Here is a 14051-nt window from a genome sequence, read left to right on the forward strand (position 1 = left end):
GATGGACGGGCGGCGCTTCAATGAATGCGGCAACAGCCTTTCGGCTTACTTGCTCTGGAGCTGCTGGACGGCTTCGCCGAGCAGTTCGAGCATCCGCACGCGGATCTGCTCTTCGGTCTGGGCAACGCCTGCCGCGTCGAAATCCGCCTTGATCTTGCGAACGACGTCTTCATGGCCGGCTTCTTCGAAATCGGCAGCCACCACTTCGCTGGCATAGGCGTCGGCGTCGGCCTTGCCGAGCAGGCCGGCGGCCCACAGACCGAGCAGCTTGTTGCGACGCGCTTCAGCCTTGAACCTAAGCTCTTCGTCCATCGCAAACTTTGCTTCGAAGGCCTTTTCGCGATCCTGCATCGACGTCATCAATCAATCTCCCTGAGAATTCCATGTCTGAAATCAGTTTATCGCCATAAATCAAAACGCGGGTCAAACTGCAATGTGAACTTTTCCGGTTTGATGACTTTCATGTTACCCTTTGTGCGGTTCCTCAGATCGCATTTGATCAAGGATCAGGACATCGCCGCTTCGTGAGGCGGCAGCAACTTTGGCGCACTTTGAGAAGGCGCGCGGCGCCCCATGCAAATCAGGGGAACGGGCAGATACGCCGATTGTGAAATCGGTTCTTTTCGGCTATGGACCCCGAGAGATGTTCCACGCGCGTCCCGAGAGCGCCAACAACTACAGAGACAAAATCCATGAATCGTCGCCGCCGTATCTACGAGGGCAAGGCCAAGATCCTCTATGAGGGTCCAGAGCCGGGCACGCTCATCCAGTTCTTCAAGGACGACGCGACCGCCTTCAACAAGAAAAAGCACGACGTCATTGACGGCAAGGGTGTGCTGAACAACCGGATTTCCGAGTACATATTCACGCACCTCAACAAGATCGGCATCCCCACGCACTTCATCCGCCGCCTCAACATGCGCGAGCAGTTGATCAAGGAAGTCGAGATCATCCCGCTTGAGATCGTCGTGCGCAACGTCGCCGCCGGCTCGCTGGCCAAGCGTCTCGGCATCGAGGAAGGCACGGTCCTTCCCCGCTCGATCATCGAGTTCTACTACAAGGCCGATGCGCTCGAAGACCCGATGGTCTCCGAAGAGCACATCACCGCGTTCGGCTGGGCAAGCCCGCAGGAACTCGACGACATCATGGCGCTCGCCATCCGCATCAACGACTTCCTCTCGGGCTTGTTCCTCGGCGTCGGCATCCAGCTCGTCGATTTCAAGATCGAGTGCGGCCGGCTGTTCGAAGGCGACATGATGCGCATCGTGCTTGCCGACGAGATCTCGCCGGACAGCTGCCGTCTCTGGGACATCGAGACGCGCGAGAAGCTCGACAAGGATCGTTTCCGCCGCGACCTCGGCGGCCTCGTCGAGGCCTACCAGGAAGTCGCCCGCCGTCTCGGCATCATGAATGAGAACGAACCCGTGCGCGGCACCGGTCCGGTTCTCGTGAAGTAACTTCGGGGAAAATCAAAGTGATCAAGGCACGTGTAACCGTGACGCTGAAGAACGGCGTTCTCGATCCGCAGGGCAAGGCAATCGAAGGTGCGCTCGGCGCACTCGGCTTCGACGGCATCGGCCAGGTTCGCCAGGGCAAGGTCTTCGACCTGCAGATCGAATCCGCAGACAAGGCCAAGGCCGAGGAAGACCTCAAGGCCATGTGCGAAAAGCTGCTCGCCAACACGGTGATCGAGAACTACAGCATCTCCTTCGCCTGATCCTGCAGGCGACGGAATCGTTCCGCGTCTTCGGGCGCGGAACCAGACGTTACGAAATGCCGGAGCAGCCGCTGGTTCCATCGGGAACGCCGCTGCCATAGTCGCAGCAGATGCCAGCTCTTCGGAGCGCGCCATCAAGATTGATCTCGCCGTATCGGAGACAGAGATATGAAGTCAGCCGTCGTCCAGCTTCCGGGCCTCAACCGCGACCGCGACATGATCGCGGCCCTCACCAAGATCTCCGGCAAGGCGCCTGTCACCGTCTGGCAGACCGAGACCGATATTCCGGATGTCGACCTGATCGTCATTCCCGGCGGTTTCTCCTATGGCGACTACCTTCGCTGCGGCGCGATCGCTGCGCGCATGCCGGTCATGCAGGCGATCAAGGCCAAGGCGGAAAAGGGCGTGAAGGTTCTCGGCGTCTGCAACGGCTTCCAGATCCTCGTCGAGGCCGGCCTCCTGCCCGGCGCGCTGATGCGCAATGCCTCGCTGAAATTCGTCTGCCGCGAGATCAAGCTCGAAGTTGTCAACGCCGACACCGACTTTACCCGCGCCTATTCCAAGGGCCAGGTCATCCGTTCGCCGGTCGCCCATCACGACGGCAACTACTTTGCCGATGCCGAGACGCTGAAGACGATCGAAGGCAATGGCCAGGTGGTCTTCCGTTACGCCGAAGGCACCAATCCGAACGGTTCGATGAATGATATCGCCGGCGTCATGAACGCTGCGGGCAACGTTCTCGGCATGATGCCGCATCCGGAAAACCTGATCGAAGCCGCCCATGGCGGTTCCGACGGCCGCGGCCTCTTCGCGTCTGCGCTCGAAGTAATCGCCGCTTAACCATCCGGCTGTAGAAGGCATCCGACCCATCCCCATTTGCGAACGAGACCGTCGATGCCTTCATTTGCCCCTGCACGCCTGACCGGCCTTGCCTGCACGGCCTTCGGCCTAACGCTTCTGGCCTCGTGCCAATCGCCGAAGCCGCCGGCCCCGAGCCCGAACACGGCGGCGCTGCCGACCATGGAGCGCGTGGCGCTCGGCGCCAACAGCTGCTGGTTCAAGTCGGGCGATGCGGAATTCAAGTCTTATCGCCTGGCGCCCGAGCTCAATTCCTTCTCCGGCCGTCCGCGCATCTTGATCGTGCCGCGCAAGTCGCCGGAGGCACGCCCCCTCGCCGTCGTTCAGGCCGAGGGCAATCCGGCCCGCCTGCAGGCCTTCGGGCCGCTGATGAGCGAGCCGACGGGAACGCGCATGGCCGCAGACATCAAGCGCTGGGCCGCTGGCGGACAGGGCTGCAAATAGCCCCAAGCTGAACTTGTCGAATTGATTAAAGGGCCGGTTGACCTCAAGGTTGCCGGCCCTTTTGCATTTCGGACAGTCGTTCCGATCCGATCCGTTAACGCCAGAACGGGACAGTCGATTCCTGACGCGCGTCCTTTTCCGAAACGCCGATATCCTTGAGCTGCCACTCGCTCATCTCCTCGAGCGCCAACCGGCCGCGTCGCTTCGCCGCCAGCTCGCAATAGCGGGTCCAAAGCCGCTTCAGCAGACCCTCGCGTTCGTCCGAATAGTCGCCGCCCAGTAATGTGCCGGTGCAGCCCACGGACGTCGCTTCCAAGCGGGACAAACAAATTGTATCCATTGTACTCATTGACAACCCCAATGCAGCGATTGCTATCGTTGTCTTGGTGATAATTGACATATTTTCCGCTGTAATCTAAAGAATTGTCACTATGACAAATTGGCTCCCCGACATTCAGCAGGGTCACGGTCCGCTCTACGCACGGATCGCCGATCAAATCGAACTGGCAATTGGCAACGGGGCCTTGCCCGTCGGCGCCAAATTGCCACCGCAACGCAACCTCGCCTACGATATCGGGGTGACAATCGGCACGATCGGGCGCGCCTACAATATTGTCCGCGAGCGCGGGCTTGTGAGCGGCGAAGTCGGGCGCGGCACCTATGTGCTCGACCATCCGGAAAGCCGGCCGCCGGAGCAGTCGGACCCGCTGACGACGTCCCTTGCCGGCACCCGGCCCCTGGTCGCGCCCGTTGGCAAGCTCAGGTTCGACAGCACCGCCGCGCCGGATATCGGCCAGGGAACGGTGTTGAGCGAAGTGTTGAGCGAAATCAGTCACGAGCATCACGCCGATATTGCCAGCTACGCGCGGAACTTCCCGGATCATTGGTTCGAGGCAGGCTGCCAATGGCTGGCGCGCGGAGGGTTTCGTCCTAAGCCCGAAAACATCGTGCCGACGCTCGGCGCGCATGCGGCCGTCGTGGCCGTGATCGCGGCGGTGACCGCCCCAGGCGACCGCATCGCCTTCGAGACGCTCACCTATTCGCAGGTCAGCCGCAGCGCCGGCCTGATTGGTCGCCGCACGACGCTGGTCGAATCCGACGCCTTTGGCATGATCCCCGACGACTTCGAGCGCGTCTGCGCGCAGCAGCATCCGAAGCTCGCCTTCCTGATGCCGAGCGCGCAGAACCCGACAGTGGCCGTCATGCCGCTCGCCCGCCGCCAGGCGATCGCCGATATCGCCCGCAAATACGGCGTCTGGCTGGTGGAGGATGATCTTTACGGCGCCATGACCGGCGATCAAACGCCGCTGCTCGCCGAGCTTGCGCCCGAACGCACCTTCCTCGTCGGCGGTCTTTCGAAGTCGGTTGCCGCAGGCGTTCGCGGTGGCTGGGTCGCCTGCCCTCCGCATTTCGGCCAGCGCATCCGCATCGCCCACAAGATGGTCAGCGGCGGCCTGCCGTTCATCCTGGCGGAACTCTGCGCCCGGCTGGTGCTCTCCGGCTCGGCTGCAGCCTTGCGCAGCCAGGGCATCGAGGAGGTTCGCGCCCGCGAAGCAATGGCGCGCGAGGTCTTTGAGGGTATCGAGTTCGCGTCCCATCCCTGCATTCCGTTCCTCTGGATGAAGTTGCCTGACCCCTGGCTGTCAGGAACCTTCAAGCAGGCGGCTCTTCAGGAAGGCGTGCTCGTCGACGACGAGGACGAGTTCAAGGCCGGCCGTACCGATCGCGTCTTCCATCGGATCCGCATCGGCTTTTCCTCGCCACCGCAGCGCGCCGAGGTGAGAGCCGGATTCCAGACGCTGAAGCGGCTGCTCGACAGCGGCCGAGCCGGCTACGACAGTTTCGAGTGACGATCGAAATCGACGGGGTGACTTTCGCGCAAGCTTCCGCATCATACTGTTTTAGCAGTCTTGCGTAGATGATTCGCCCTCAAGGATTTCGCATGCCGCTATCGCTTCGCCCGGTTCCGTCCCGCCTGATTGCATCCCTTCTTTTCGTCACGACCACCTCCGTCATCGCCGCGCCGGCGGCGGCTCAAGATGGTGTCTTTGACGAAATGCGCTTCGGCGTGACGACATCGATCGCCAGCGGCGGCAAGCAGGAAGACGGCGTGTTTCCGTCGTTCACGCTCTACTTCGATCCGTTCAATGCGGACGGCGCCGCGGATCTCGGCGAAAAGCTGCTGCGTCCACGCGTCTATACCGGTGCTGCCGTGGCCACGTCGTCGAACGGCGTCAACCAGGCCTATGCCGGCCTGAGCTGGACCTTCGACATGACGCAACGCCTCTTCGTGGAGTTCGGCGCGGGCGGCACGGTTCACGACGGCGATCTCGACGATCCCAACGGTTCCGGTCCGCAACTCGGCTGCCGCGTCCTCTTCCGCGAATACGCCGCCGCGGGCGTGCGCCTCGACGAACACTGGAACGTCTCGGCGACCGTTGAACATGCGTCGCATGCCAATCTCTGCGACGGTCCCAACAACGGCCTGACACGCGCAGGCCTCGCCCTCGGCTACAAGTTCTGACGCAGGCCTGCGCAGTCGCGCTCAACAAAGCTTCATACGGGCATCAACCGCTGTTGATCGCCCGTATTTTTCTGTCGCGCCGCGCCGCAGCATAGGTTAAAGAAGCCGCAAAGCGCCCCCTGTTTCTGTTGCGGTTCGCACGCGCCATATTCCTCATTAGTGGATTGCGCGCCGCCCGAAGGATTTGACGGTCGACGATGACGATTTCCAACACCCGCCCCATCACCCCGGACCTCATCGCATCGCACGGGCTGAAGCCTGACGAATACGAGCGCATCCTCGGCCTGATCGGGCGCGAGCCGACCTTCACCGAGCTCGGCATCTTCTCGGCCATGTGGAACGAGCACTGCTCCTACAAGTCTTCCAAGAAGTGGCTGCGCACGCTGCCGACCAAGGGGCCGCGCGTCATTCAGGGCCCGGGCGAAAACGCCGGCGTGGTCGATATCGATGACGGCGACTGCGTCGTCTTCAAGATGGAAAGCCACAACCACCCGTCCTATATCGAGCCCTACCAGGGCGCGGCAACGGGCGTCGGCGGCATCCTGCGCGACGTCTTCACCATGGGCGCCCGTCCCGTCGCAGCGATGAACGCGCTGCGCTTCGGTTCGCCCGACCACCCGAAGACCCGCCACCTCGTTTCCGGCGTCGTTGCCGGTGTCGGCGGCTACGGCAATTCCTTCGGCGTTCCGACCGTCGGCGGAGAAGTCGAGTTTGATTCCCGCTACAACGGCAACATCCTCGTCAACGCCTTTGCCGCCGGCCTCGCCAAGAGCGATGCCATCTTCTACTCCAAGGCCGAAGGCGTCGGCCTTCCCGTCGTTTATCTCGGTGCCAAGACCGGCCGCGACGGCGTCGGTGGCGCGACCATGGCGTCTGCCGAGTTCGACGAGTCGATCGAAGAAAAGCGCCCGACCGTTCAGGTCGGCGACCCCTTCACCGAAAAATGCCTGCTCGAAGCCTGCCTCGAGCTGATGACGACCGGCGCCGTCATCGCCATCCAGGACATGGGTGCAGCCGGCCTCACCTGCTCGGCCGTCGAAATGGGCGCCAAGGGCGACCTCGGTATCGAGCTCGACCTCGACACCGTTCCGGTGCGCGAAGAGCGCATGACCGCCTATGAAATGATGCTGTCGGAAAGCCAGGAGCGCATGCTCATGGTGCTCGAGCCCGCCAAGGAAGAGGTCGCCAAAGCGATCTTCGTCAAGTGGGGCCTCGATTTCGCAATCGTCGGCAAGACGACCGACGACCTGCGCTTCCGTATCCTGCACCAGGGCGAAGAGGTCGCGAACCTGCCGATCAAGGAACTGGGCGACGAAGCTCCGGAATATGATCGTCCCTGGACCCCGGCCAAGACCGCGGCACCGCTCGCAACCAACGACATTCCGGCAGCCGACGTCGCCGACTCGCTCGTCAAGCTCGTCGGTTCGGCCAACAATTCGTCGCGCCGCTGGGTCTACGAGCAGTACGACACGCTGATCCAGGGCAACTCGCTGCAGCTGCCGGGCGGCGACGCCGGTGTCGTGCGCGTCGAAGGTCATGCCTCCAAGGCGCTTGCCTTCTCCTCCGACGTGACGCCGCGCTACGTCGAAGCCGATCCTTACGAAGGCGGCAAGCAGGCGGTCGCCGAATGCTGGCGCAACCTGACGGCAACCGGATCGCTGCCGCTGGCAGCCACCGACAACCTCAACTTCGGCAACCCGGAACGCCCTGAGATCATGAGCCAGCTGGTTCATGCCATCAAGGGCATCGGAGAAGCCTGCACCGCACTCGACTTCCCGATCGTGTCGGGCAACGTCTCGCTCTACAACGAGACCAACGGCCAGGCGATCCTGCCGACCCCGACCATCGGCGGTGTCGGCCTGATCAAGGACTGGTCAAAGATGGCGCGCATCCGCTTTGCCGCTGAAGGCGAAACGATCCTCGTCGCCGGCGCGCCGGCCGGTCTCGGCTCGCACATCGCCCAGTCGGTCTATATGCGCGACGTTCACGGCCGCACCGATGGCCCGGCGCCCCATGTCGATCTGGCGCATGAGCGCAAGGTTGGCGACTTCGTCCGCGGCCTGATCGTCGATGGTCTTGTAACCGCCGTGCACGATTGCTCGTCGGGCGGCCTGGCACTTGCCGTTGCCGAAATGGCGATGGCTTCGGGCATCGGCGCCTCGGTCGACGCTGTTGCCGGCCATGATCCGATCGCTACCTTCTACGGCGAAGACCAGGGTCGCTACGTCGTGACGGTTGCCGCCGGCGCGCTCGACGCGGTTGCCGCTCGTGCCAAGGCTGCCGGCGTCTCGCTCCCCGTCATCGGCAAGACCGGCGGCGACGCCGTCAAGCTTGGCGACGCCAAGGCCGTCTCGGTTGCGGATCTCCGCGCCGCCCATGAAGGCTGGTTCCCGGATTTCATGCAGGGCGACCTCGCGCCTGAAAACTGAGAGATCGATGACGGGAGCCGCACTTTCTGCGGCTCCCGTCACCCCTATTGCGTGCCTGCTTGCAGGCGCTGCCGACGGCGATCATTTGATCGTGTCGGCGCTGGCAACTACCCTCCCTCACCCAATTCAGCAATTGCGTTCCGCCCCTGAATCGTGGTTCCCTTGTTTCATGGACAACGTCGGCAGGCTGCTGACGTTGCAGAATAAAAAGGGAGTTGGCGTATCATGCCCATGACACCAGGCGACATCGAAGACATGATCAAGGCGGGGATTCCCGGAGCCAAGGTCACGATCCGCGATCTGGCCGGTGACGGCGACCACTATGCCGCCGAAGTCGTGGCCGAGGCGTTTCGTGGCAAGAGCCGCGTGCAGCAGCACCAGATGGTCTACAACGCACTGAAGGGCAATATGGGCGGCGTGCTACATGCCCTGGCACTTCAGACGAGCGCGCCGGAGTAAGCTGGCGTGGCTGACCTGATCAAGGAACTCGTCAGCGGCGTCGTTGACAGCGCGCTCAAGGAAATTCTGAGGAAGACCGGCGTCAAGCGCACGACCACCAAGCGGACGAAGCGCCGGACGCGGCCGGCGGCCTCTGGCGGCGGCATCCTCGCGGATATCCTTGAAGCCGCCATCCGCAAGCCGGCGAAGAAACAGGTCAGCCGGCGGAAAACCTCGGCGGCGCGCAGCAAGACGCGGCGCCGCACGGCTTGAGTGGTATTAAAACCACATCTTGAGGCCCATCAATATTTGTTGCGATTGGGTGGTGAAAATCACCAATATGCATGCTATCTAAGACCCAATCGATATCCGGCCCTTGAAGCCGGCGCAGGAAGGAAGACAGGATGAGCGGAATTCACGAATTCATCGACAACGAAGTCAAGACGAACGATGTGGTGCTCTTCATGAAGGGTACGCCGCAGTTCCCGCAGTGTGGCTTCTCCGGTCAGGTGGTCCAGATTCTCGACTACATCGGCGTCGACTACAAGGGCATCAACGTGCTCGCCGACGCGGACCTGCGCCAGGGCATCAAGGACTATTCCAACTGGCCGACGATCCCGCAGCTCTACGTCAAGGGCGAATTCGTCGGCGGTTGCGACATCGTGCGTGAGATGTTCCAGGCCGGCGAACTTCAGTCCCACCTTTCGGAGCAGGGTATCGCCGTGAAGGGCGCTGTCGCCTAACTCAAGGACGCCTTGTCCCGATCCATCGGAGAAGGCGGGCAACCGCCTTTTTTGATTCGGACGTCTCGTCCGGATCTCGATTTTCGTTGTCTTCCCAAAGGCTTTGCGCGCTTGGTTCGCGCAATGACCGTTTGAATGTTTGTGAAAGCAGGCTTCCTTCCTGAAACGTTTCCGGCGTTCTGCAGCGAGGCCTGGGGCCGCATTTTCGGCCTGTCATGAAGCAGTCGCGATCGTTCGGCATAAGCAGCAGCGGTTCCCGCTCCGGCCTCCCGGCACGGAAATGACCCCGTCGCTGCCGATCGATGCTCCCGCCGCTTCCTGCAGGCCCGGTCCATGTGGTGCGGCTTCCCGGTCGCTCCCGCCTGACATCCCTGTGCCGACCGGCATTTAGCCAGCCGACATCCTTCTTTTTCCGGAGCGGTCCGGACCCAGACCTGTTTCGCTTGGCGCCCACCGCGCCGCTAGGACTTTTGAAATGACAAGCACGACCAACGACGATGCCCTGCCCGGCCTCACGAAATTCCAGTTCATCGCGCTGATGGCCACACTGATGGCGACGAACGCGATTTCGATCGACATCATGCTGCCGGGCCTCCAGGAAATCGGGGCCAGCCTGGGCGTGGCGTCGGAAAACGAGCGGCAATACATCATCACCGCCTACCTGCTCGGCATGGGCGTGGCGCAACTGTTCTTCGGCCCACTGTCGGACCGGTTCGGGCGCAAGCCGCCGCTTCTGGCGGGCCTTGCCCTTTATGCCGTCTGTGCGGTGGCAATTGCCATGGTGCCGACCTTCGGCCTCATGCTCGCCCTTCGCTTCATGCAGGGCGCGGGTGCGGCTGCCACGCGCGTCATCACCATCTCGATCGTCCGCGACGTCTATGGCGGCCGGCAGATGGCCGAGGTGATGTCGCTGGTCATGATGGTGTTCATGATCGTGCCTGTGATCGCCCCGTCGATCGGCCAGCTCATCATCAGCTTTGCCGAATGGCATATGATCTTTATCATCGTCGCGCTTTATGCGGTTATGAACATCGCGATCGTGCTGTCGAAGCTCGGCGAAACGCTTGATCCGGCCCACCGCCGCGCCTTCACGCCGTCGGTAATCCTCAGCGGTTTCCGCATCGTGCTGACCAACCGGTTGTCGCTGCTTTATACGCTCGCGACCTCGGTTATCCTTGGCGCGCTCTTCGGCTTCATCAACTCGGCGCAGCAGGTGCTGGTCGGCGTCTACGATCTGGGCGTGTGGTTTCCGCTTGTCTTTGCGGCTTTCGCGAGTATGATGGCGGTCGCTTCCTTTACCAACTCCCGCCTCGTCCGCCGCTTCGGCATGCGGCCGTTGTCCCATGCGGCCCTCTGCGGCTTTACGCTCGCAAGCTTCATCTGGATGTCGGCCTCGCTCTATGCGCCGCTGCCCTTCCCGGCCTTCGTGGTCCTCTATTGCGCCACGATGTTCCAGTTCGGGCTGATCGCGCCAAACTTCAACGCCATGGCCATGGAGCCGCTCGGCCATGTCGCCGGCACGGCGTCCTCGGTTCTCGGCTTCATGCAGACGATCGGCGGGAGCGTGATCGGAGCCTTCATCGGCCAGTCCTTCGACGGAACGGCCACCCCGCTTGCCACCGGCTACTTCACCGTCGCGGCCATCGGCCTCGTCTTCGTGCTCATCGCCGAACGCGGCAAGCTGTTCAAACCGCACCATCAGCCGGCCGGCTGATCTCTAAAGCGCCAACTGTCGCTGTCGCGTTCTAAACCGCCGGCCAGCCTTTTCCAAAGATTGAATTTACGGGTTTTCCCAATGTCCACCATCACCAATCAATCCGAACATGTCGACGGGGTCTCGGGGGCCGAGCGCCTCAACATGGGCATCGTCGAATTCATCATCACCATCGCCGTCATGACGGCGAGCGTCGCCATCGCCATCGACAGCATGCTGCCGGCTCTGCCGGCAATCGGCCAGTCGCTGAACGTCGCCAACACCAACGACAGCCAGCTGGTGATCGGCGTCTTCTTCCTCGGCTTCGGCATCTCGCAGATCTTCTTCGGCAGCCTGTCTGATGCCTTCGGCCGCCGCAAGGTGCTGCTCGGCGGCCTCGCCTTCTTCACCGTGTCGATGTTTGCCGCCGCCCTCACCCAGAGCTTCGAGACGCTGCTGATCCTGCGCTTCATCCAGGGCATCGGTGCTGCGGCCATCCGCATCACCACCATGGCGATCGTGCGCGACTGCTTCGGCGGCCGCGAAATGGCGCGCGTCATGTCCTATGTGATGATCGTCTTCATGATCGTGCCGATCGTCGCCCCCTCGATCGGCCAGCTCGTCATCCTCTATGCCAACTGGCACTGGATCTTCATCCTGATCGGCGTCATCGGCGCGATCCTCTTCGTCTGGGCCTTCTCCCGCATGAAGGAGTCCCTGCCGCGCGAAGAGCGCATGCCGCTCTCCGTCGGTGCCGTCGCGTCGGGTTTCAAGACCGTTCTCACCAACCGCATCACTTGCGGCTACATGATCGGCATGACGATGTTTACCGCCGTCATCTGCGCCTACATCGTCACGGTCCAGCAGATCTTCGGCGAGGTCTACGGCCTCGGTGACTGGCTGCCGATCGCCTTTGCAGGTACGGCCGGCGGGATTGCTGTCGCCAACTTCGCCAACGGCTTCTTCGTCCGCAGTTTCGGCATGCGCCGTATCTCGCACGTCTCGATGATCCTGTTTACGCTGATCTCGGTCGCGGGCTTCGTGATGTCGCTCTCCGGCACGCCGGCCTTCGTCGTCAGCTATCTGATGTTCTCGGTGCTCCTGATGTTCTTCGCCGTCATCGCGACGAACTTCACCGCGATCAGCCTGGAGCCGATGGGCCACCTTGCCGGCACCGCTACGGCGATCACCGGCTTCGTCTCGACGACCGGTGGCGCGCTCATCGGCGGCGCAGTCGGCCAGCTCTTCAACGGCACGCTGCAGCCGCTGTTCGGTGGCTTCGCCCTCTTCGGGGCCCTGACGATCCTGGCAACGCTCTGGGCCGAGAAGGGCAAGCTCTTCACCCATCCCGGCGACAAGGACGTCAGCATGGATCACGGTGGCGGCCATATGTAACCGGCCGCCGTAAGGCAAACAAAAAGCCCGCCCGGAGCAATCCGGGCGGGCTTTGTATTTTGGGCTGCTTCGAACGGCTCAGACCGTGAAGACCTCGCGGCGCAGCGTCTCCCAGCTCTCCTTGTCGGTGGCAAGCAGCAGGCCGCCATTGAGATGCGACGGCAGATAGGGCGAGCCGTCGAAGCGGGCGGCATAGGCGCCGGCTTCCTGCGAAATCAGCGTGCCGGCCAGGTGATCCCACGGCATCAGCTTCTGGTACATCAGGAAGTGGATGTGACCGCCGGCAAGCATGCGATATTCATGCGCGGCGCAGCGGTAGCTGGTGGCGATGCGAACCTTGGCCATGTTGGCCATGACTTCGCGGCGTGCTTCCTGCTTGTAAAAACCGGTCGAGGCACCGCCGACCATGGCCTCGAGCGGCACGCCTGCGGTGACCGACAGGCGCTCCTGCGATCCATTGGCGCGGCACATCCAGGCGCCGGAGCCCTTCTCGGCGATCACCCAGTCGTTGCCGAGCGGATCGTAGATGATGCCGGCAACCGTCTCGCCCTTGGCGACGACGCTTGCCATAACGCCGAAGAGCGGCACGCCGGCGGCGAAATTGAAGGTGCCGTCGATCGGGTCGACGACGACGGCGAGATCGGCATCGGCGAGCTTGTCGAGCAGCGCCGGGTCGGCCGCAACCGATTCTTCGCCGACGAAAAGTGCGCCCGGCGCGACGTCTTCGATGCGTGCCTTGATCAGCCGTTCGGCCGCCTCGTCGCCCTCGGTCACGAGGTCGATCGCTTCCGATTTCACCCTGACGTCGCCGGCTTCAAGATTGCGGAACCGCGGCAGGATCTCTTTGACCGCCGCTTCCTGCAGCAGATTGGCAAGGCCGGCAATGTCGACGGAATGGCTCATTCTTTGGGCTCCGGTGTGAGGGACTGGAAATCGAACAGCTTGGGATCGAGCAGGTGCGACGGGTTCACGTGGCCAAGCGCCCGCAGCATCGTGTCCTTGCGGCCCGGCATGCGTCGCTCAATATCGGCCAGCATCGCCTTCATCGCATTGCGCTCGAGGCCGTCCTGCGAGCCGCAGAGGTCGCACGGGATGATCGGAAACTCCATTGCCGCCGCGAACTTGGCGAGATCGTCCTCGGCCGCATAGGCGAGTGGCCGAAGCAGCATCAGGTCGCCCTCGTCGTTCAAGAGCTTTGCCGGCATCGAAGCCAGCCGGCCGCCGTGGAAGAAGTTCATGAAGAAGGTTTCGAGAATGTCCTCGCGGTGGTGGCCGAGCACCAGCGCGTCGCAGCCCTCTTCACGGGCGATGCGATAGAGGTTGCCGCGGCGCAGCCGCGAACAGAGCGAACAGTAGGTCGCCCCCGTCGGCACCTTCTCTTTCACGATCGAGTAGGTGTCGCGATACTCGATGCGATGCTTGACGCCGATCGATGCCAGGTATTCCGGCAGGATGTGCTTGGGGAAGTTCGGTTGGCCCTGGTCGAGGTTGCAGGCAATGAGCTCCACCGGCAGCAGCCCGCGCCATTGCAGGTCCATGAGCAGCGCCAGCAGGCTGTAGCTGTCCTTGCCGCCGGAAAGGCCGATCAGCCAGCGCTTGGCGCCCTTCAGCATGCCGAAGTCGTCGAGCGCCTGGCGGGTCTGGCGAAGAAGGCGCTTGCGCAGCTTGTTAAACGAGACGGAGGACGGCATGCGGCTGAACAGCGGATGCGCGCCGGCGTCGATTTCGGTCTCAAAAATGGTTTCGGCCTGGTCTTGCGACGCGTTGAGCGAAAGGTCCATGGCGGGGATCCTGTGCGGCAGGCAGGCGC

The 14051-nt window shown here is 62.7% G+C and carries 17 protein-coding genes; 12 read left to right on the plus strand and 5 right to left on the minus strand.

What is annotated here, in order from left to right; translation table 11 throughout:
• Positions 1 to 45: 45 nt before the first annotated feature.
• Entirely contained in the window at positions 46 to 360 is a 315-nt protein-coding gene (locus tag IB277_RS07600) for an ATPase inhibitor subunit zeta (RefSeq protein WP_034794424.1), read from the minus strand.
• 332 nt (positions 361 to 692) lie between these two features.
• On the opposite strand from IB277_RS07600, the gene purC reads away from it, so the two are divergent.
• The 4 genes from purC (at position 693) to IB277_RS07620 (ending at position 3019) form a co-directional block, all read left to right on the plus strand.
• Positions 693 to 1457 (plus strand): phosphoribosylaminoimidazolesuccinocarboxamide synthase, encoded by a 765-nt coding sequence (gene purC, locus IB277_RS07605; protein WP_034794646.1) that lies wholly within the window; start codon positions 693 to 695, stop codon positions 1455 to 1457.
• Between the two features lie 17 nt (positions 1458 to 1474).
• Positions 1475 to 1717, plus strand: coding sequence for a phosphoribosylformylglycinamidine synthase subunit PurS (gene purS, locus IB277_RS07610; protein WP_034794427.1), 243 nt, complete (start codon positions 1475 to 1477; stop codon positions 1715 to 1717).
• Between the two features lie 168 nt (positions 1718 to 1885).
• Positions 1886 to 2557: a phosphoribosylformylglycinamidine synthase subunit PurQ gene (gene purQ, locus IB277_RS07615; protein ID WP_060600734.1), complete on the plus strand. Its 672-nt coding sequence runs from the start codon at positions 1886 to 1888 to the stop codon at positions 2555 to 2557.
• Between the two features lie 54 nt (positions 2558 to 2611).
• Complete coding sequence (locus tag IB277_RS07620) at positions 2612 to 3019, plus strand: hypothetical protein (RefSeq protein WP_090293853.1); 408 nt, start codon at positions 2612 to 2614, stop codon at positions 3017 to 3019.
• 94 nt (positions 3020 to 3113) lie between these two features.
• Here the strand turns inward: IB277_RS07620 and IB277_RS07625 are convergent, their stop codons facing one another.
• A complete protein-coding gene (locus IB277_RS07625) occupies positions 3114 to 3320 on the minus strand; it encodes a DUF1127 domain-containing protein (RefSeq protein WP_034794438.1) in 207 nt (68 codons plus the stop codon).
• Positions 3321 to 3450: 130 nt separating this feature from the next.
• Here IB277_RS07625 and IB277_RS07630 point away from each other — a divergent pair, with 130 nt between their 5' ends.
• Positions 3451 to 4869 (plus strand): PLP-dependent aminotransferase family protein, encoded by a 1419-nt coding sequence (locus IB277_RS07630; protein ID WP_060600737.1) that lies wholly within the window; start codon positions 3451 to 3453, stop codon positions 4867 to 4869.
• A 92-nt stretch (positions 4870 to 4961) separates the two neighbouring features.
• Positions 4962 to 5543, plus strand: coding sequence for an acyloxyacyl hydrolase (locus IB277_RS07635; RefSeq protein ID WP_034794442.1), 582 nt, complete (start codon positions 4962 to 4964; stop codon positions 5541 to 5543).
• A 43-nt stretch (positions 5544 to 5586) separates the two neighbouring features.
• Here the strand turns inward: IB277_RS07635 and IB277_RS07640 are convergent, their stop codons facing one another.
• Positions 5587 to 5754, minus strand: a complete 168-nt coding sequence (locus tag IB277_RS07640) for a hypothetical protein (RefSeq protein ID WP_156400741.1) — start codon at positions 5752 to 5754, stop codon at positions 5587 to 5589.
• Between IB277_RS07640 and purL the strand changes: the two genes are divergently transcribed.
• The 6 genes from purL (at position 5741) to IB277_RS07670 (ending at position 12241) form a co-directional block, all read left to right on the plus strand.
• Complete coding sequence (gene purL / locus IB277_RS07645) at positions 5741 to 7972, plus strand: phosphoribosylformylglycinamidine synthase subunit PurL (RefSeq protein WP_090293854.1); 2232 nt, start codon at positions 5741 to 5743, stop codon at positions 7970 to 7972. The genes IB277_RS07640 and purL overlap by 14 nt on opposite strands.
• Positions 7973 to 8197: 225 nt before the next feature.
• Positions 8198 to 8431 (plus strand): BolA family protein, encoded by a 234-nt coding sequence (locus IB277_RS07650; protein WP_034794447.1) that lies wholly within the window; start codon positions 8198 to 8200, stop codon positions 8429 to 8431.
• A gap of 6 nt (positions 8432 to 8437) precedes the next feature.
• Positions 8438 to 8683 (plus strand): hypothetical protein, encoded by a 246-nt coding sequence (locus IB277_RS07655; protein WP_060520740.1) that lies wholly within the window; start codon positions 8438 to 8440, stop codon positions 8681 to 8683.
• A gap of 131 nt (positions 8684 to 8814) precedes the next feature.
• Positions 8815 to 9153, plus strand: a complete 339-nt coding sequence (gene grxD, locus IB277_RS07660) for a Grx4 family monothiol glutaredoxin (RefSeq protein WP_034794485.1) — start codon at positions 8815 to 8817, stop codon at positions 9151 to 9153.
• 475 nt (positions 9154 to 9628) lie between these two features.
• On the plus strand, positions 9629 to 10867 hold the full coding sequence (locus tag IB277_RS07665) for a multidrug effflux MFS transporter (RefSeq protein ID WP_090293856.1): 1239 nt from the start codon (positions 9629 to 9631) through the stop codon (positions 10865 to 10867).
• A gap of 81 nt (positions 10868 to 10948) precedes the next feature.
• Complete coding sequence (locus IB277_RS07670; protein WP_034794494.1) at positions 10949 to 12241, plus strand: multidrug effflux MFS transporter; 1293 nt, start codon at positions 10949 to 10951, stop codon at positions 12239 to 12241.
• Between the two features lie 78 nt (positions 12242 to 12319).
• Here the strand turns inward: IB277_RS07670 and IB277_RS07675 are convergent, their stop codons facing one another.
• Positions 12320 to 13144, minus strand: a complete 825-nt coding sequence (locus tag IB277_RS07675; protein ID WP_034794509.1) for an inositol monophosphatase family protein — start codon at positions 13142 to 13144, stop codon at positions 12320 to 12322.
• Positions 13141 to 14022: a tRNA 2-thiocytidine(32) synthetase TtcA gene (ttcA, locus tag IB277_RS07680; protein WP_034794511.1), complete on the minus strand. Its 882-nt coding sequence runs from the start codon at positions 14020 to 14022 to the stop codon at positions 13141 to 13143. The genes IB277_RS07675 and ttcA overlap by 4 nt, the downstream gene beginning before the upstream one ends.
• Positions 14023 to 14051: the final 29 nt, after the last annotated feature.

The sequence above is a fragment of the Ensifer sp. ENS07 genome (genome assembly GCF_014852185.1).
GTDB lineage: Bacteria > Pseudomonadota > Alphaproteobacteria > Rhizobiales > Rhizobiaceae > Ensifer > Ensifer adhaerens.